The organism is Neobacillus sp. OS1-2 (genome assembly GCF_030915505.1).
Taxonomy (GTDB): domain Bacteria; phylum Bacillota; class Bacilli; order Bacillales; family Cytobacillaceae; genus Neobacillus.
Genome location: NZ_CP133265.1, coordinates 2,904,156 through 2,922,323 on the forward strand (window position 1 = coordinate 2,904,156; position 18,168 = coordinate 2,922,323).

At 39.6% G+C, this 18,168-nt stretch carries 19 protein-coding genes and 2 pseudogenes; all 21 read left to right on the forward strand.

The features are described 5' to 3' along the window. Nucleotides 1-48 precede the first annotated feature (48 nt). The 21 genes and pseudogenes from gnd to RCG19_RS14380 all read left to right on the forward strand — a co-directional run bounded on the left by gnd (nt 49) and on the right by RCG19_RS14380 (nt 18,143). Complete coding sequence (gene gnd / locus RCG19_RS14290) at nt 49-945, forward strand: phosphogluconate dehydrogenase (NAD(+)-dependent, decarboxylating) (protein ID WP_308107693.1); 897 nt, start codon at nt 49-51, stop codon at nt 943-945. A gap of 176 nt (nt 946-1,121) precedes the next feature. Continuing rightward, nucleotides 1,122-1,886, forward strand: a complete 765-nt coding sequence (locus RCG19_RS14295; protein ID WP_166244331.1) for a threonine/serine exporter family protein — start codon at nt 1,122-1,124, stop codon at nt 1,884-1,886. An 18-nt stretch (nt 1,887-1,904) separates the two neighbouring features. After that, nucleotides 1,905-2,366 carry a threonine/serine exporter family protein gene (locus RCG19_RS14300; protein ID WP_166244333.1) on the forward strand — a complete coding sequence of 154 codons (462 nt, stop codon included), beginning with the start codon at nt 1,905-1,907 and terminating at the stop codon, nt 2,364-2,366. A gap of 364 nt (nt 2,367-2,730) precedes the next feature. Continuing rightward, a pseudogene (locus tag RCG19_RS14305) lies at nt 2,731-3,341 on the forward strand (C39 family peptidase). Nucleotides 3,342-3,826: 485 nt separating this feature from the next. Next, a complete protein-coding gene (locus RCG19_RS14310) occupies nt 3,827-5,335 on the forward strand; it encodes an amidase family protein (protein WP_308107694.1) in 1,509 nt (502 codons plus the stop codon). A gap of 182 nt (nt 5,336-5,517) precedes the next feature. Continuing rightward, nucleotides 5,518-5,682 (forward strand): hypothetical protein, encoded by a 165-nt coding sequence (locus RCG19_RS23740; protein ID WP_374049549.1) that lies wholly within the window; start codon nt 5,518-5,520, stop codon nt 5,680-5,682. Between the two features lie 44 nt (nt 5,683-5,726). Beyond that, a pseudogene (locus tag RCG19_RS23745) lies at nt 5,727-5,975 on the forward strand (two-component sensor histidine kinase); the annotation flags it as partial. Nucleotides 5,976-6,065: 90 nt separating this feature from the next. Beyond that, entirely contained in the window at nt 6,066-6,752 is a 687-nt protein-coding gene (locus RCG19_RS14315; RefSeq protein ID WP_308107695.1) for an ATP-binding protein, read from the forward strand. Nucleotides 6,753-6,937: 185 nt separating this feature from the next. Next, entirely contained in the window at nt 6,938-8,101 is a 1,164-nt protein-coding gene (locus tag RCG19_RS14320; RefSeq protein WP_308107696.1) for an HD-GYP domain-containing protein, read from the forward strand. Between the two features lie 141 nt (nt 8,102-8,242). After that, complete coding sequence (locus RCG19_RS14325) at nt 8,243-9,418, forward strand: hypothetical protein (protein ID WP_308107697.1); 1,176 nt, start codon at nt 8,243-8,245, stop codon at nt 9,416-9,418. 544 nt (nt 9,419-9,962) lie between these two features. Then, a complete protein-coding gene (locus RCG19_RS14330; protein WP_308107698.1) occupies nt 9,963-11,045 on the forward strand; it encodes a hypothetical protein in 1,083 nt (360 codons plus the stop codon). Next, entirely contained in the window at nt 11,032-13,200 is a 2,169-nt protein-coding gene (locus RCG19_RS14335) for a molybdopterin oxidoreductase family protein (protein ID WP_308107699.1), read from the forward strand. The genes RCG19_RS14330 and RCG19_RS14335 overlap by 14 nt, the downstream gene beginning before the upstream one ends. Beyond that, on the forward strand, nt 13,201-13,761 hold the full coding sequence (locus tag RCG19_RS14340; protein ID WP_166240789.1) for a 4Fe-4S dicluster domain-containing protein: 561 nt from the start codon (nt 13,201-13,203) through the stop codon (nt 13,759-13,761). It abuts the gene before it with no gap. 11 nt (nt 13,762-13,772) lie between these two features. Continuing rightward, nucleotides 13,773-14,297 (forward strand): QcrA and Rieske domain-containing protein, encoded by a 525-nt coding sequence (locus tag RCG19_RS14345; RefSeq protein ID WP_308107700.1) that lies wholly within the window; start codon nt 13,773-13,775, stop codon nt 14,295-14,297. Next, a complete protein-coding gene (locus RCG19_RS14350; RefSeq protein ID WP_166240793.1) occupies nt 14,287-14,478 on the forward strand; it encodes a hypothetical protein in 192 nt (63 codons plus the stop codon). Before RCG19_RS14345 ends, RCG19_RS14350 begins: the two co-directional genes overlap by 11 nt. Further along, complete coding sequence (locus tag RCG19_RS14355) at nt 14,471-14,785, forward strand: hypothetical protein (protein WP_166240795.1); 315 nt, start codon at nt 14,471-14,473, stop codon at nt 14,783-14,785. The genes RCG19_RS14350 and RCG19_RS14355 overlap by 8 nt, the downstream gene beginning before the upstream one ends. Beyond that, the gene (locus tag RCG19_RS14360) at nt 14,772-15,044 is read left to right on the forward strand and encodes a hypothetical protein (protein ID WP_308107701.1); all 273 of its coding nucleotides are present in this window, start codon (nt 14,772-14,774) and stop codon (nt 15,042-15,044) included. The genes RCG19_RS14355 and RCG19_RS14360 overlap by 14 nt, the downstream gene beginning before the upstream one ends. A 271-nt stretch (nt 15,045-15,315) precedes the next feature. Next, a complete protein-coding gene (locus tag RCG19_RS14365; RefSeq protein WP_308107702.1) occupies nt 15,316-15,969 on the forward strand; it encodes a sensor histidine kinase in 654 nt (217 codons plus the stop codon). 21 nt (nt 15,970-15,990) lie between these two features. Further along, complete coding sequence (locus tag RCG19_RS14370) at nt 15,991-16,644, forward strand: response regulator (RefSeq protein ID WP_166240802.1); 654 nt, start codon at nt 15,991-15,993, stop codon at nt 16,642-16,644. 15 nt (nt 16,645-16,659) lie between these two features. Continuing rightward, on the forward strand, nt 16,660-17,109 hold the full coding sequence (locus RCG19_RS14375) for a GAF domain-containing protein (RefSeq protein ID WP_308107703.1): 450 nt from the start codon (nt 16,660-16,662) through the stop codon (nt 17,107-17,109). Between the two features lie 14 nt (nt 17,110-17,123). Next, nucleotides 17,124-18,143, forward strand: a complete 1,020-nt coding sequence (locus RCG19_RS14380; RefSeq protein ID WP_308107704.1) for a PAS domain-containing sensor histidine kinase — start codon at nt 17,124-17,126, stop codon at nt 18,141-18,143. Nucleotides 18,144-18,168 lie beyond the last annotated feature (25 nt).

Genomic DNA, 18,168 nt, shown 5'->3' on the forward strand with positions numbered 1-18,168 from the left:
TTCCTATAATAAGTGAATGAAGTAAAATATTTTTCAGGGGTGTTATAAATGAACATTGGTTTAATCGGGTTAGGAAAAATGGGCTATAATTTGGCCCTTAATTTAATGGATCATGATCATCATGTGTTAGCATTCGATGTAAATAAGGAAGCCGTTAAAAAAATTAGTGAGGAAGGCGTTGTAGGTACCGCGTCGATTACCGAACTTGTTGGAAAGCTTTCAAGTCCGAAAATCATCTGGATGATGGTTCCATCCGGTGCTATAACAGAACAAGTAACCGAAGAACTTAAGGGTTTGCTCGTTGCGGGTGATATAGTCATTGATGGAGGTAATTCCCATTATAAAGACTCTATTCGGAGAGGAAAGGAACTTTCTGAAAAGGGAATACATTTCTTTGACGCGGGTACTAGCGGTGGAATGGCAGGTGCTAGAGAAGGAGCCTGTATGATGATCGGGGGAGATAAGTCCGTTTTCGATCATATCGAGCCAATTTTCCGCGATATTAGTGTCGATAATGGCTACTTATATGCCGGCCAAAGCGGCAGTGGCCACTTCTTAAAAATGGTTCATAATGGAGTAGAATACGGAATGATGCAGGCCATTGCCGAAGGATTTGAATTATTGGAGAAAAGTGACTTTGACTATGATTATGAAAAAGTGGCAAAAGTCTGGAATAATGGCTCCGTCATTCGCTCTTGGCTGATGGAATTGACGGAAAACGCCTTTTCGAAGGATCCGAAGCTCGAGTCAATTAAAGGGATTATGCATTCGTCCGGTGAAGGTAAATGGACAATTGAAACAGCGCTTGACCTGCAAACCGCGATGCCGGTGACAGCCCTTGCCTTAATGATGAGATATCGCTCACTTGAGGAAGATACTTTCACGGGAAAAGTAGTCGCTGCATTAAGAAATGAATTTGGCGGCCATTCCGTAGAAAATAAATAAACGCATTAACGACGAACATCCGGTCTTATGGTCGGATGATTTTTTGAGTTAACACAATCCCCGAAAATGGGTGATGTACCTTATTCATCTTGAATGTGATTACATTAATAATTGCTTCACGGGCTTGTTTTGATTTAAACTAAGTAACAAATGTAAAAACATGTGGAGAAAAATAGATGACAAAACAAGTTGAAACAACAACATCCGAAGTGATTGAGGTTTGCTTACTTGCGGGTAAAATTATGCTTCAAAGCGGCGGGGAAACATACCGTGTGGAAGATACGATGATGCGGATTGCGGCTGCCTTCGGTATTGAAAATACCCATAGCTATGTAACGCCAACAGGGATCATCTTTTCGGCAGAAAGTACAGGGCCAACCAGGACCAAGCTTATTCGAATTTCAGAGCGTTCCACAGACCTGAAAAAGGTGGCCATGGTAAATAGTATCTCTAGGAGTATAAGTGGTGGCGAAGTTACTCTGAAAGAGGCATGGCAACAGTTAAAGGAAATTGATTCATTAGTTGTTACTTTTCCCTTAAAAATTCAAGTGGCCGCTGCCTCATTAGCAAGCGGCTGTTTCATGATTATGTTTAAGGGTGGCTGGAATGATTTTATTCCGGCAATGATCGCGGGTGGAGCGGGATTTTATAGCTTTGTCCATTTCCATCGCTTTGTCCCGATTAAGTTTTTCTCGGAATTTTTAGCATCCTTTGTCATTGGCTTAGTCTCCTTTTTATTTGTATGGACGGGGATCGGTCAGCAGTTGGATAAAATAATTATCGGTTCTGTTATGACCCTTGTACCAGGACTTTTGGTGACAAATGCGATCAGAGATTTAATGGCGGGGCATTTGGTTTCAGGTTTATCTAAGGGTGCGGAAGCATTTTTGACGGCCTTCGCTATTGGGACGGGAATTGCAGTCGTATTATCATTTTTATAAAGGCAGGGTGGATGTAAGGTGGCGATATTGGGCCAGTTACTAACAAGCTTTATTGCAACAGGTGCTTTTGGAATTATTTTTAATGCCCCGAAAGAAACATTGGTGAAATGTGGTTTAATCGGCATGGGCGGTTGGCTGGTTTATTTTCTTCTTGAAGGCTATTTAGACGATGCCATTTTAGCAACGCTGGCAGCTACCATCTTTATCGCGGTCATTAGTCAAGAATTAGCTAAGTTTTATAAAACACCCGTCATTATTTTTAGCGTCTCAGGAATCATTCCTTTAGTGCCAGGCGGGTTAGCCTATAATGCAATGCGAAGCTTTGTTGAAAATGATTATAATACAGCCATTGGTTTAGCAGCAAAAGTGTTTATGATTGCCGGTGCAATTGCTTTTGGACTAGTCTTTTCAGAGGTTATCAATCAAGTGATTCGAAAAATGAATCAAAATAAAGCAAGAACTAAAAATCCTTCTAGATAACGCTAGAAGGGTTTTTTAAGTTAAAGTTAAGAAACGAAAGGTACGATACATTTGGAAATGTTTTTTCCTTTATCGTGTTCGTTCTATTTGTTATGGTTATATTATAGTATATATAAATCTATCGAATTGTCCTGGAAAAATTCAACAAGGAACGGTAAGCTAATTTATGAGAAAAATGTTATTTAGTATTATTTTAATAGTCATCCTATGGATTGGTGTAAAAATGATACAAACGGAAGAATTTAATTGGCAGGATGTCAATCAAATAAAGAATACCCTTCAATCAGAGTCAACAAAAGTGGTGTCAAAACTACAAGCCGCAAGTAATGGTTTCATTGAGGATGTAGCTGAACCTATTAGAAAAATGGAAAATGCACCTGAACCAGTTATTCCGGATCAACTAGTGCTGGATGTACCCCTTTTGAATCAAATGGATTCCCCAAAGCTATACAATGGCTGTGAAGTAACAAGCTTAGCGATGATTCTAAATTATCATGGGGTAACGGTAACAAAAAATGAGTTAGCGCAAAAAATTAACACAGTCCCCTTTACATATGGTAACGGGAAAAGGGAAATCCTCATGCCGGATTTGTGGGGGATATGGCTAATGGCCCTGGACTTGGAGTTTACAATGAACCGGTATTAAAACTGGCAAAAAAATATGTTGGTGACAAAGCTGTTAATTTAACGAATCATTCCTTTGAAGAGATATTAAAAAAAGTAGGGCAAGGACTGCCAGTGTGGATTATTACAACCACTAGCTTTGCACCAGTTTCAGTATTCCAAACATGGGATACACCGCAGGGGAAAATTGATATTACCTTTAGTGAGCATAGTGTAGCCATTACCGGATACGATGAAAACTATATTTATGTAAATGATCCATATGGGGAGAAAAACAAAAAGGTAAACCGTGAGAATTTTATTAAAGCCTGGGAGCAAATGGGGAAGCAAGCGATTGTTATTGAAAAATAAATTGGACGAAGGCAGAGGGATTTCCCTCTGCCTTCTTAGCTTTTTGATTCAGTAGAATCCATATCGTAACTTGTGAATGGTTGTGTCTATCCTTCATCCCATCGCAAGGTAAAAATTTACTTTATTGTAATTGTTCATAAAAACAAGTTTGCCGCGGTTATTCTTCCACCTGATGGTTTTATACCTAAACGACGTAAGCCCTACCTCTCTTACATCCTAACGGCTCCGAAGCCGATCCAGTGTGAATAAGTTTTTATTTTAAAACATAAGCAGAATGCCAGAAAAGAATTCCTACATTGCGTTATCTTATCTATTACAAGTTACTATAATGTGAAGCACAAATACCAATGTTACAGGACTTTTTGCGTTTTGTCAATGGTTCACCACAACTTTTATAATCTCACTGGAATGAATCTCAGGAAAAAGGAAAAACAGAATCCCTAATAGAAGTAGTATGTATAAATGATGGAAGGGGGAGTTGCTGGATGGAAGGGTTTGATTATAAACGTTATGACGGTATGGGACTTGCGGAATTAATTAAAAAGAAAGAACTACAACCAAAGGAGATCCTGACAGAAGCAATTCATACAATTGAGCAGCAAAACCCGAAGTTGAATGCGGTCATTAATAAATTTTATCAAAAGGTAGAAAAAGAAGCGGAGACTATCGACTTAAATGGGACGTTTGCAGGTGTACCCATGCTCTTAAAGGACATTGCTCAAGAGATAGAAGGAGAAAAAATCACTTCTGGCTCGAAGGCATTTCAGGGCTACATAGCAAAGGCTGATTCTGAATATGTGAAACAGGTGCGGCTGACAGGAGCGTTGTTTGTAGCCCAAACCAATGTTCCTGAGTTTGCCTTGATGGGAATTACCGAACCTGCTTTCTATGGCCCAACCAGAAATCCCTGGAATCTAAATCATACTCCCGGTGGTTCAAGCGGTGGCTCGGCCGCGGCTGTTGCCAGCGGCATGGTGCCAATTGCCGGAGCAAATGATGGTGGTGGTTCGATACGTATACCCGGTGCCTATTGCGGACTCTTTGGATTGAAGCCAACAAGAGGCCGAACACCAGTTGGACCGAATTATGGCAGGCTATGGCAAGGAGCCTCTGTTGATCATATCTTATCTCGCTCGGTACGAGACAGTGCAGCCATGCTGGATGAAATAAGTGTATTTGAAAAAGCTGCTGCCTTCCATATACCGCCTTTTCATGGCTCATATCTTCAACAAAGCCAAACACCATCGGGAAAAAAATATAAGATTGCCTTTTCTGTTCAATCGCCGCTTGGAACAGAAGTCCATCATGAGTGTAAGCAAGCAGTGATGAAAACCGCAAAGCTCCTGGAATCGTTGGGCCATCACGTAGTGGAAGTAGAGGCACCTGTAAATGGCAGGAACATTCTTAAAAGCTATTTGACAATGTATTTTGGGGAAGTGGCTGCCGCGATAACCGAACTTGAAACAGTTCTTGGAAGAAAAGCTATCATGAGTGATGTCGAAGCAACAACGTGGATTTTAGGTTTAGTTGGAAAGGCAACATCTGCGGAAGCCTTTGTGTTAAGTGTAAGGGAATGGGATAAAGCGGCCATTGCGATGGAGCAATTTCATGAAACTTATGATTTTTATCTGACACCAACAACAGCGTTTCCCCCAGCGACAATTGGCGAGCTTGAGCCAAGTAAATCTGAAAAACTGGCCATGCAGGTGACAGGAAAGCTGGGCCTTGGTGGCCTTTTGAAAAAGGTAGGAACTGTTGAACAAGTGGCAGAGAATAATTTAAAAAGAACACCTTTTACCCAACTAGCCAATTTAACGGGGCAGCCCGCCATGACTATTCCTATTCATCTAACTGCGAATGGACTCCCGGTAGGGGTTCAATTCATGGCTGCAAGAGGGAGAGAGGATCTGTTATTTACACTAGCAGGCATGCTTGAGCAAACTAAATCTTGGATTCCGGTGCAAAACAATCCGTTTTATTATGAAAAACAGTAGGGGACTTCCAATAATAGGGAGTTCCTTTTTGTAGATTAATAGCGAAATGTGTCGAAATTCGTAGTTTTTTTGTTTTTATTGTCATTTTTAGCGTGAAAGATGGTAAGATAGTAGGAGAGAATACAATTATTAAAACTTTTCAGACAACTTAAATGCATAACTGAGTCAAGGGAGCTATTTACATGAAGGAAGGTACCATTAGTCCTCAATTAATATATGAAGAGAAAAAGGCGATTAAGTTATTTTTATGGTTGTTTAATGTCATTTTTTTTGTATGGGATGTTTTCTATTACTATCTTATGCCGTATATCCTTAGGGGGAAACGGATTTTCACAGGGATGGGTTAGGAATATGGTATTACATCCTCTTTCTTTTTGTTTTATCAGTCGCAATTTTTTTTCTTAAAAAGAAAAATGTTTACATAGTAAAGTATATATATATTAATAGCTATCTTTTTATCGATTTAATTGATAATTTGTTAAGGTATTGGGGGACAAACAAGCATTTTGACACCGGGAATATAGTAGAAGTTTTATTTATACTTTTTTCTCCTGTTTTTGTGAATAAAAAATACTATTGGATTGTATCGGTAGGGATAATATCCAAGGATCTATTTTTTGGATTAATTCTGCAAGACACCTGGACGTTAGTTCCAGCTGTAACCTATTTAATTTTTACTTTAATTGCGTATATAATTTTAACTCGCTTTAACTCTTATATTAAATCAATTATGAATGTCAATGAAGAACTTCGTAAAAAAGAGAAGTTTGCATTAATTGGTCAAATGGCTGCGGCCATTGGGCATGAAATTCGTAATCCCCTTTCTTCATTAAAGGGTTTTACACAGCTGCAGCAGGAAAGAAATCCGGATGGGAATCAGTTTTATCCAATCATGATTGAAGAAATTGATCGGATCAATTCCATTGTTGATGATCTAATGTATCTTGGGAAACCAAAAGGAATAAAATTTGAAAGTGCCCATATTGAAGAAATAATAACCTATACACATTCAATTACAAAGCATCAGGCTGAAAGACAAGGAATCGCGTTTGAGACGACAATGGCAGATTCAATCCCTCCACTTGAATGTGATGAGAAGCGACTTAAACAGGTCTTTCTAAATTTAATCAAGAATGCCATTGAATCTATGCCTGAAGGAGGAAAGATACAGGTTCTTGTAAAATGTGTTGAGGACCGTAAAATATATATTTCCATTCAGGATGAAGGCTATGGGATTGCTGAAGAAAGCCTTCCAAATTTAGGTGAACCATTTTTTACAACAAAAAAAGATGGAACCGGTCTTGGGTTATTGGTTACCAACCAAATTATCAAGGATCATAATGGAGAGTTGAAAATAGAAAGTGAGATTGGAATAGGAACAAAGGTTAAGGTAATGTTACCAATATATCAGGGATAAAGTATAAATGAATAGTTCTCCAATTAAATAAAATACATCAAAATAAATTGTATCAACAACTTTTCCCTTGATATATAATGTAGTGGAATACGGGATTTTAAAAGAATTTGTTGACGGTGATGAAAAGAATATTAAATTTAGTGAAATTTGTCAGAAGTGTATGTAAGACGCACTTGGAGGTTTATATGTTACCACATGAAGAGCAACGAACTATCAAATGGTTTCTTTCAATTTTTTATATTATTTTAGTAGGCTATGATTTCTTCTATTATTATTTTTTACCAGTACATGTTAAGCATGAGGAAGGTGGATTACCTAGTAATCTTTGGTATATCAACTATATTGTTTTAGCTATTATGATTCCAGTTGTCTTCTATATAAATAAGAGGAAAAAGCAATTTATTATTAAATACGTTTTTTTTATTAGCTATTTATTAACTGCTTTTACTATTGATATTATATCTTTTTATGGAAGTCAAACAACCTATACCAGTGGGAATGTGGTAGAAGTATTTTTGATTTTTACATTACCCATTTTCCTAAATTCAAGATACTTTTGGTTAGTGAGTTTGGGAATAATTACAAAATATTCTTTAACTGCAATTATTTTAAATAACTCCTATCTTATACTTCCGATTATATTATTTACTGTTTTATCTTGTATGTCATTCTTTTTACTAGTTCGTTTTCAAGGTTATGTCCGATCGATTAAGATTTCTTATGATAATCAGTTGGAGGGAATTGTAAAGGGAGTAATTGCTACCTTGGAACTTAAGGATCCGTACACAAGGGGACACAGTGAAAGGGTTGCCAACTACGCGGTGTTATTAGCAAAAGAAATTGATAAGTTTTCTAAAGAAGAACAAAAGTCTTTTTTTTATTCCTGTCTGTTACATGATATCGGGAAAGTTCATATTCCTGATCACATATTAATGAAACCTGGAAAGCTTACAAATGAGGAATTTGAAATAATTAAATCACATCCTGGTGTAGGCGCCGAAGCTGTTAAAAATGTTGAAGGAATCAAGGATTGTATTTGTGTCATTCGTTCCCATCATGAGCGTTGGGACGGGAAGGGATATCCTGATCAATTAAAAGGAGAAGAAATCCCTTTGCTTGCAAGAGTTACCTCCATTGCAGATGCTTTTGATGCTATGACATCATCACGTTCGTATAGATCTGCATTGCCAGTTGAAGAAGCTTATCAACGTATAATTGAAGGTAAGGGTTCCCAATTTGATCCAATCTTAGTGGATGAATTTATAAAAGTATTCCCAGCTTGGATTGAATTTCATAAAAATTATCCATGGACAAAACAATGGGAATTTCCAAAGGAGGTGGAATTATGAAAATTCGCAAGTTAAAGAAAGTAAAAGCAACCTGCTGGTGGTGTCCTTTTGTAGGGATAATATAAAAGAGAGAGGGATGCTAGCAAAAAAGCTAAGCATCCTTCTTTATAATGAAAAAACTATAAGTTAAAGGGTGTTATAATGACCATTACACTCGATTCAAATCTATTATTAACCCCACTTAATATTCGTAAAGATAAAAAAAATTATATTATTGAAGATATAGATTCTGGTGAATTCTATGAAATGCCAGAAGTTTGTATTGAAGCGATAAATTTAATAGGTGTTGGTAAGCATTTAGGTGATATTGAGAAAAAGCTTAAAGATAAATATCCGAATGACGACGTTGATCTTCTCGATTTTGCTGAACATTTATTGGAATTGCAATTGATAGAGGAAATTGATGGTGTAAAAGTTGAACGACAGGTTCAGCAAAAGGAACGCTTGGGGTTTTCGTCCATTTCTCCAAAGGTCGGAAAATTCTTCTTTAATAAGATTTCGTATCTTTTGTATCTATCCCTGTTTGTAGTAAATATTATTCTTGTCATTGTCAAGCCTTCCTTATTTCCTCATTATAAAGATATTTTCGTTTTTGATATTATGGTATTAAATGTGGTTGTATGGATGACGATTTCCTTTATTTTGGTGCTTATCCACGAGTTTGGGCATATTTTGGCCATGAGAGCTCACAATCTTCCAACCAAATTGGGGATTGGTCATCGGTTATTTTTTGTTGTCTTTGAAACGGATATGTCATCGATTTGGAGATTACCCTCTAAGGATAGGAATGTGTTATTTTTAGCAGGTCTTTGCTTTGATACTGTCATTCTTTTTATTGCCCTAATTTGTCAATTAATTTTTCCAAATGGGATTTCACTCAGTTTAACGACACTTGCTGTATTTGATATATTTACGAGAATTGTATTTCAATGCTGCATTTATATGAAAACGGATCTATATTTTGTCTTTGAAAATGTATCCGGGTGTTACAATTTGATAGAAAATGCGAATCAGACCATTCGCAAATGGTTTCCATTTCTTAAATTTAGCGCCAATGATGAGGTTGAATTTGAAAGCGAAAGAAGGACGATTTTCTTTTACTCCATTTTCTGTGTTGTTGGGGTAGGATTAACGATTTTCCTATATGCAAAGTATTATATTCCTGAAATAATTCATGCGGCAAAAATACTACTTCCGGGATATTTACAATCACCAACAAGCCTTGTCTTCTGGGATGCAGTGGTTTTTACACTCCAAGTCGGCTTCTTCTTACTATTGCTTTTGAATTCATGGCGAAAAAAATACCTAAAAAGGTAAAAGGGCGCTTGCGCTTTTCTAAAGAGATAAGAAGGTATAATATCGACTTTGAGAATGGTCTAGCGCAAGCGCCCTAGCGGCTAGTGTCCTTCGCTCTCCGCCCTACGATAAGTCAACATCGATTCGCCTCCGGCTCATCGTGTTTCCTTTATCTCAGTTGGAGCGCTCCAGGCCATACGCCGCTGAACAGGGCGCTTGCGCTTTTCTAAAGAGATAAGAAGGTATAATATCGACTTTGAGAATGGTCTAGCGCAAGCGCCCTAGTGGCTAGTGTCCTTCGCTCTCCGCCCTACGATAAGTCAACATCGATTCGCCTCCGGCTCATCGTGTTTCCTTTATCTCAGTTGGAGCGCTCCAGGCTATACGCCGCTGAACAGGGCGCTTGCGCTTCTCTAATTGTGTCAAACATTTGTCTAAAATAATATTTCTAAGGGTTTTTTTCCCCGATGATGGGGGAGTTCCCCTATATAGATAACACTTCTGTTTTTCTTACAATAAAGGTAAGAAAACGGATGTGTTATTTTTTTTAGGGAGGATCAAGAAAATGGAGTCAACTATTTCTACGACCAAAAAACCGAGAAGCTCTGTTAATGATGCGTTTGCATCCCATTTTGCGAAATCAATGTTTCTAGCTGTTGTCGGACTACTAATCTTAACTTTTATCGGAACCAGAATGTTTACCCATGTCGACTTGAATTTATATGGATATATGGTTGGGACCATCGTTTTTATTGGCGGGTTCTTTTACCGCTTTATTGCCTGGGGCGAAAGGCCGCCAACCAAACTTTTTATAAAAAAAGGGTTAAAGCTGCTTTTTAGAAAAAGCACGCCAAAAACAGCAGTCAATCATTTAGCAATTTACGATTTCATCCGCAATCGCGGAATTTACCGTTGGGTACAGCATATCCTAATCGGCTGGGGCTGTGTGCTTGCATGTTTAGTTACTTTCCCGCTCGTGTTCAGCTGGATGTACTTTACAATGGAGGATAATGGCTACTATACCATCGTGTTATTTGGAATGAATGTTATGCATGTAAAAGCAGAAGGAATCATTGCTTGGTTATCCTATAATGCTTTAAATATTGCCGCAATCATGGTTACGGCAGGCGTGGCAATGGCACTTTACCGCCGTTTGAAAAACATGCAGGCCAGAGCAGAACAAAAATTCATGTATGACTTCTTACCACTTTACCTGTTACTATTCATTTCGATTACTGGTCTTTTACTCACTTTCCAGAACATCGTGTTACATGGCTGGATGCAGCCGCAAATGTCACTTATCCACCAATTTTCCGTCATTGTGACGTTGATTTATTTACCATTCGGAAAGCTTGCGCACATTCCTTTCCGTCCAATGAGTGTTTTTGCAAGAAATTATCGTGAACATTATGGAGAACAACATATGAAAGAATGTAAAGTATGCGGCAACCATTTCGTGTCTGTTGAACAATCAAATGATGTCATTCAAGTATTAGGTGTCAATGAGATCGATTTTAATATGCAAGATGGTTTTAACCTTGCTGAATTATGCCTGCCATGCCGCAGAAAGTACCGGATTTCCAGATTCTCAGGATTCGCAACGCATCAAGTGAAAGTCAAGGAGGCAAACCAGAATGCAAAGGGATAAGTTTTTTAAAGAAATCGAAAATGTACGTCATCCAAATGAAACTCTTGTAAAAACACACTGCAGCTATTGCGGGATGCAATGTGGGATGAATTTACGTGTTAATACAAAGACAAATAAAATTATTGGTGTTGAGCCTCGTTATGACTGGCCGGTAACAGTCGGTAAAATGTGTCCGAAAGGGGTTACCGCTTACCAGCAGACGAACCATAATGATCGCATCTTAAAACCATTAATCCGTGATGATGCCTCCCTTAAAGGGACAAAAGAAGGATTCCGTGAAGCCACATGGGATGAAGCCTACAGCTTAATAGCTAAAAAGTTTGCAGAGCTTCAAGGAAAATACGGAAAAGATAGTTTATCAGTATTCAGTGGTGTATCGATGACAAATGAAAAATGTTACTTAACAGGTAAGTTCGCCCGGGTAGCCATGCAAACACGCTATATCGACTATAACGGCCGTTTCTGTATGTCAAGTGCAGCTGGTGGCTTCCTCCGTTCTTTCGGTGTAGACCGTGGATCAACACTGCCATGGACAGACCTTCATGAAACAGATTGCTTGTTTATCGCTGGTAGTAATACGGCTGAATGTCACCCAACTTCCATGTTCCGTGTTTGGGCAGTACAGGAAAGAGGCGGATACTTAATCGTTGCCGATCCTCGCGAAACTCCAATTGCAAGAAGAGCAGATGTCCACTTGGATTTAAGACCGGGAACAGACCTAGCTCTTGCAAATGGAATCTTAAATTTACTGATTCAAAACGGCTATGCCAATGAAGAATTTGTTAACAACCACACAAATGGTTTTGAGGAAACAAAAGAATTGGTGAAAGAATTTACTCCTGAATATACAAGTGAAATTACTGGCGTTGATCCTGAAAAAATTATTCGCGCCGCAGAAATTTATGGAAAGGCACCAAATGCCGTTGTCATGTTTGCCCGTGGGATCGAGCAGCAGCATAAAGGGGTCGACAATGTATCGGCTTATACCAACATGGCATTAGTCACTGGAAAAATTGGCCGTCCAAAATCAGGTGTTGCCACTTTTACCGGTCAAGGTAATGGCCAAGGCGGCCGTGAACATGGTCAGAAATCTGACTTACTGCCAGGCTATCGTAAACTAACGAATCCGAAACATGTGGAAGAAGTGTGTCAGGTTTGGGGAATTACGCCAGAAGAGATGCCACAGCCAGGTGTTTCAGCCTATGAAATGTTCGAATTGATGGAGGAAAAAACCATCCGAGGATTGTATTTACTTTGTTCAAATCCAGCAGTATCCGCACCAAACTTAAACTTCGTCCGTAAAGCAATGAAGGGCTTGGATTTCATGGTTTGTGCAGACTTCTACCTATCAGAATCAGCGGAATTTGCCGATGTCGTTCTTCCAACCGTTACATGGTCAGAAGATGAAGGAACAGTAACAAACCTAGAAGGACGGATTATTAAAATTAATAAAGCCCAAGAGCCGCTTGGCGAATCCAAGCCTGATTGGCAGATTCAAGCAGAGCTTGCAGAATACCTTGGCAGAGGAAAGTATTTCTCTCATTTGAAAACAGCAAGGGATGTTGCGGATGAATTCCGCTTAGCTTCAAAAGGCGGTTATGCCGATTACTATGGTGCTACATGGGATAAAATTGACAAGCAAGACGGAGTGTTCTGGCCTTGTAAGGATGAAGCTGACGAAGGGACACCGCATATGTTCTTGGATAAAAAGTTCTATCATCCGGATGGAAAGGCAAAAATATGTGCCCTTCCGTACCGCCCGCCGGCAGAAGAACCGGATGAAAAATATCCATTACGTTTAACAACAGGACGCGTGGTTTACCACTATTTATCTGGAAACCAAACACGCCGCATTCAATTTTTACGTGATATGTGCCCTGAGCCATATGTAGAGGTACATCCGGAAACAGCTGCTAAATACAATATTGATCATGAAGAATATGTCCGCCTTTATACACGCAGAGGCGAAGCTGAATATAAAGTGAAAATCACAGAAGCCATTCGAAAAGATACCGTATTTGTGCCATACCATTTTGGTCACGATAAATCTATTAATCTCTTAACAATTGCAGCTCTAGACCCCATGTCTCGGATGCCGGAATTCAAGGCTTGTGCCGCGCAGATTGAAAAACTAGAAATGAAGAAGGTGCAGTAAATGAAAAAGAGGCTTTATTTAGAACTTGAAAACTGTATAGGGTGCCGCTCTTGTTTGGCGGCTTGTACACAGTGCGGTGGACATGAGGAACGTAACCGTAACTATGTTTACGACGTTAACCCACTTGTTAACCGTCAAACCATGCCTCTTATGTGCCTTCACTGCGTGAATCCTGCTTGTGCACGAAGCTGTCCGGCGCAGGCCATTCAAATTCACGAAACAGGTGCTGTTCTTTCGGCACTTGTGGAAAAGTGTATCGGCTGTCAAAACTGTACGATTGCTTGTCCGTACGGTATACCGAAGTTTGATACAGAGCAAAATTTAATGTATAAGTGTGACCTCTGTATCGACCGGACAAAGGATGGCATTCCACCAATGTGTGCGAGTGTTTGTCCTTCCAATACACTTCAATGGTTAACAGATGATGAAATTGAAGCGAAACAAAAGCAATTTAATCTTGATAATGGTAAATGGGTAACAAGTATGCCTTATTTAGAAGGCGAAACTAACGTTAAAGTGAATCTCCCTGGAATCCTGCAGGGTGTCACAAAATTGTTCTAGGGGGGATTAACATGACAGATAAAAATAATAAAATCCCGTTTAATGAAGATAACTATACACATAATATCAATCGCAATAATGAAAGAAAATTGGATCGACGCGGCTTCATGAAAACCTTGGTTGGTGCAGCGGGAGTATTTGCGGTTTCCTCCCTTCCATGGGGTGTGTTGGCTGCAAAGGAATTAAATGGGCTTGAAGATAAAAAATATCCGAAACAAAAGATCACGGATGTTAGTGCTTTACCTGTTGGGGATGCTGTTGACTTTGCTTTCCCTGGGGAGCATGACAGTGCCATTTTAATTCGACTTTCTGAGAAGAAATACGTGGCCTATCAAAATGCTTGCACCCATCTTCGCTGCCCGGTTTTTTGGAAAAAGGATGAGGGTGAAATGCTTTGCCCATGTCATCACGGCAAGTTCGATGTAGAAACGGGTGCACCAATTGCCGGCCCTCCTAGACGGCCGCTCCCTGAAATTCATGTGAAGGTAGAAAACGGAGCAGTTTATGCCGTGGGGGTGAAGCGTTATGAAGCGTAGTTACCTACCTGTGGCCCTCTTACTTGCGGTTCTAATGTTAAACATTATTTTTACACAATATATGGTTCATCAATACTTTTATGAACATGTAACAAACGTAATCATAGCTGCGGTCATCAACATTATTTTGTTTCCAATCGCCTTCCTTATTTATAAAAAAGGTGTGAATGTCCATGACTAGTGAAACCTATATCGATTTTTGTTTTGTAAGACCGGAAATAGGCGGCTTTGAAGCGGAAATTGATGAATTATTAAAACAGATCTTTGCAAAAAAACGCTTGAACTGGTTTTTAGAAGAAAAACAGACCATCGATGGTGCTGAAATGGTTGTGGCTGAAATAAAAGGGATGAGTGACTGGGGTTCTGAGGAAGAAACCATCCAGTTCATCGAGGAGAATGCAGAAGAGAAGTTTTGGGAGTATTTACAGGGCTATAAAATGTTCATCTATCCCGCTAAGAGAGGATGTAACAGCTGTGGAACTCATTAATGTAGAAGATGTAAATCAATTTGCCGGTGTGGAGGTAGAAATTTTCATTCATGATGAAGAAGGCGGTGACCAGGCGCCGGCTGTGAAGAAAACGGTGAAAAAGATCCAGCTTTGTCCTGACAGCACCCATATTCGATTCTATTTTGATCATCTTAATTTTCTTGCTGTGCCCCGTGCAAGTCGTGTAATAAAAATGGAAGATCAATGGTCTGCATCAGATCCCGAAAGTGGTTTAACCTATAAGGTAAGAAAAGCGTAAGCGTCTAGGCGCTGCGGCTTTTCAAAAAAGGTTCAGGTCTTTTAATTAAGAACCTGCCTTTTTTTTAAAAAGATAAGAAAGTATAAATATCGACTTCTAGAATTGTCTAGCTCCAGCGCCCTAGCGGCTAGTGTCCTTCGCGCTCCGCCCTACGATAAGTCAAGCACGGATGCGCTCCGCTCTCCGTGTTTCCTTTATCTCAGTTGGAGCCCTCCAGGCCATACGCCGCTGACCAGGGCGCTTGCGCTTTTCTTACTAAAGGGGGTGTAAAATGGAAGATTTACATGTAAAGCAGCAGATTAGCTCTTATATTATTCAATCCCAAGAGGAAGAAATTAAGCGAATTGCCTTGGAGCTTCACGAAGGTGTCGGACAAAATCTATACAGTATTCTAACTGGTTTGCAGGTTGTTGAGTCAGCTATAAAAGAACAACAATTGAAAAAATATGTTCGAGAAATGGAATCCCTAATAGAAAAGACGATTCAGGAAATTAGGCTGCTGTCTGTTGAATTGCATCCACCTGCCCTAACCACTCTTGGTTTACTTCCTGCAGTAAAAAGTTATATTAAATTATATACCTCAACATTTGGCATTCTAGTTGATTTAGAATCAACGGGTGAAGAAAAATTGATACCTGAACAGAACAGAATCGCCGTCTTTCGTGTCTGTCAGGAAGCGCTTGCGAATATTGCGAAATATGCAGATACATCGAATGTGAAAATATACTTTGTCTGGAATAAAGAAGAATTAACTATCACCATTCAAGACTTCGGGAAAGGGTTTCAAGTAGAAGAGCATATTGAAAACCATCATTCTTATGGCCTTGCAGCCATGATGGAAAGAATGCATCTAACTGGCGGACAGTGCACGATATCATCTAAAATAGGAGAAGGAACATCTATTGAGCTATCTCTACCGTTATAGGAATTAAAGGAGAGTTAAAAAGTGATAAAAATCCTACTGGTTGATGACCATGCTGTTGTTAGAAGCGGGTTAAGAATGCTGCTGCATACAAATCCCGAGATGGAAGTTGTCGGGGAAGCCTCCGAAGGTAATGAAGGAATTAAAAAAGCATTGAAGCTGGGGCCTGATGTTGTGGTTATGGATTTAAGTATGCCTCATGGAAAAGATGGATTGTCAGCAACTACAGAACTTAAAAAGTTAAAACCGGAGATCAATATATTAATTCTCACGATGCATGATGACGAAGAATATTTATTCCGTGCCATTCAAGGCGGGGCATCTGGCTGTATATTAAAAAGCGCTCCACACGATGAATTAATGGCCGCTATCGAGTCAGTTGCGGCAGGGGATGCTTATCTTCATCCATCAGCACAAAAGCGGTTGATGGAAGAATATTTGGGAAGTCTTAAACAAGATGGCAGTGATATGTATAACCTCTTATCTGATCGTGAAAAGGAAGTTTTGACATTGATCGCTAAAGGTTATTCTAATAAGGAAATAGCGGAGCAGTTAGTGATTAGTGTGAAAACGGTTGAAACCCATAAAGGAAATTTGATGGAAAAACTGCAGATGAAAACCCGGCCCGAGTTGGTGGAATATGCCGTTAAAAAGGGGTTACTAGGTTATGGAATTTAAGGAGTATCACCTTAGATGATAGCGATTAAGGAAATTCAAGCGGTTACGAATTTATGCAGTGGGGTAATGGCCGCTGTTCATAGTGAATTTGTCGCTCTTGCGATCCAAAATGAATCAGGACCTGATGTAAGATGGCATTATGCCGCCGGAAATCTGAATGATAAATACAAAAGAATAACCGTTCGTTTTGGGAAAGGAATTGCCGGAAAAGTGATTTCAAGTGGCAGCCCGATGATGATGACAAACTTTCCTCATGATATTTTGGGGAAAGTGACGGATTATCCAATTGCTCTTGCCGAAAAACTTGTGGCCTCCTATGCAGTTCCTTTATTTTTTAATGCTGTTCCCAAAGGGGTACTGCTCGTGGGAAAAAGGGAGAAATATTCCTTTACCGAAGAGGAGCAGGAAGTGGTAAAGGATTCTGCACAATCCTTAGAACAAATTCTAAAAGAGCATTTACTGTAATGCGGGGGACGGAAATGGATATAGATATTCAGCAAACCAAAAATGAACTAATGGATTATAAATTTGCTCTTGATGCATCCTCGATTGTCGCCATCACGAATTCGCGGGGCACTATTACATATGTGAACGATCAATTTTGTCATATCTCCAAATATTCACGGGAAGAACTTTTGGGACAGGACCATCGGGTCATAAGTTCGGGGCTCCATTCTGGAAGCTTTTTCAAAGAGATGTGGAGAACAATTGGTTCGGGGAAGGTTTGGAAAGGCGAAATTTGTAATCTTGCCAAGGATGGGACCTATTATTGGGTTGATACAACAATTGTTCCGTTTCTAAACGAAAAAGGGAAGCCGTACCAATATCTTGCGATTCGCTATGAAATTTCAGAAAGAAAGCGTGTTGAGCAGGAATTACAGAAAATGATGGGGACTATCATTGATGTACAGGAAGAGGAACGAAAGCGCCTTTCCCGAAATTTGCATGATGGAATCGGTCAAAACCTATATAGCCACCTTATTACCATTAATCGGTTGCTTTCTGAAATGGATCATCCACTTCTTTCGCAGATGCAAAACGAAGCGACCCAATTAATCGAAGAAATCCGTGAAATATCCTGGGAACTGCGGCCGTCAGTGTTAGATGACCTTGGTTTAGTGCCAGCCATCCGATCCTATTTATCCCGATATTCAGACCATTACCATATCGATGTTTATTTTGATTGTGTACTAAACCGTCGCCTTGATATCAGTATTGAGCTTACGATATACCGGATTATTCAAGAAGCATTAACGAATATCCGAAAATATGCAGAGGTCGCAGAAGCCACTGTCATCGTCAGAGAGATGGATGATGTGGTTCGGGTGATGATTGAAGACAAGGGGAAGGGGTTTGACATGAAAAGGCAATCTCCAGGAGTGGGCCTTTTCAGCATGGATGAAAGAGCGCGGTCTGTTGGCGGGGAACTTTCGATTACTGCATCACCAGGAAAAGGGACGAAAATAATCTTAGAAATACCGATACAGTTTGCAAGTTAAAAAAGGTGACAGGCACCGAAATGGT

Bases quoted from the DNA above. Each gene is read 5' to 3' on its own strand.
- RCG19_RS23740 (WP_374049549.1), top strand. From the start codon at position 5,518: ATGAAGGAAGGTACCATTAGTCCTCAATTAATATATGAAGAGAAAAAG.
- RCG19_RS14355 (WP_166240795.1), top strand. From the start codon at position 14,471: ATGACTAGTGAAACCTATATCGATTTTTGTTTTGTAAGACCGGAAATA.
- RCG19_RS14310 (WP_308107694.1), top strand. From the start codon at position 3,827: ATGGAAGGGTTTGATTATAAACGTTATGACGGTATGGGACTTGCGGAA.
- RCG19_RS14325 (WP_308107697.1), top strand. From the start codon at position 8,243: ATGACCATTACACTCGATTCAAATCTATTATTAACCCCACTTAATATT.
- gnd (WP_308107693.1), top strand. From the start codon at position 49: ATGAACATTGGTTTAATCGGGTTAGGAAAAATGGGCTATAATTTGGCC.
- RCG19_RS14330 (WP_308107698.1), top strand. From the start codon at position 9,963: ATGGAGTCAACTATTTCTACGACCAAAAAACCGAGAAGCTCTGTTAAT.
- RCG19_RS14295 (WP_166244331.1), top strand. From the start codon at position 1,122: ATGACAAAACAAGTTGAAACAACAACATCCGAAGTGATTGAGGTTTGC.
- RCG19_RS14335 (WP_308107699.1), top strand. From the start codon at position 11,032: ATGCAAAGGGATAAGTTTTTTAAAGAAATCGAAAATGTACGTCATCCA.
- RCG19_RS14340 (WP_166240789.1), top strand. From the start codon at position 13,201: ATGAAAAAGAGGCTTTATTTAGAACTTGAAAACTGTATAGGGTGCCGC.
- RCG19_RS14365 (WP_308107702.1), top strand. From the start codon at position 15,316: ATGGAAGATTTACATGTAAAGCAGCAGATTAGCTCTTATATTATTCAA.
- RCG19_RS14375 (WP_308107703.1), top strand. From the start codon at position 16,660: ATGATAGCGATTAAGGAAATTCAAGCGGTTACGAATTTATGCAGTGGG.
- RCG19_RS14320 (WP_308107696.1), top strand. From the start codon at position 6,938: ATGTTACCACATGAAGAGCAACGAACTATCAAATGGTTTCTTTCAATT.
- RCG19_RS14315 (WP_308107695.1), top strand. From the start codon at position 6,066: ATGAATGTCAATGAAGAACTTCGTAAAAAAGAGAAGTTTGCATTAATT.
- RCG19_RS14350 (WP_166240793.1), top strand. From the start codon at position 14,287: ATGAAGCGTAGTTACCTACCTGTGGCCCTCTTACTTGCGGTTCTAATG.
- RCG19_RS14380 (WP_308107704.1), top strand. From the start codon at position 17,124: ATGGATATAGATATTCAGCAAACCAAAAATGAACTAATGGATTATAAA.
- RCG19_RS14345 (WP_308107700.1), top strand. From the start codon at position 13,773: ATGACAGATAAAAATAATAAAATCCCGTTTAATGAAGATAACTATACA.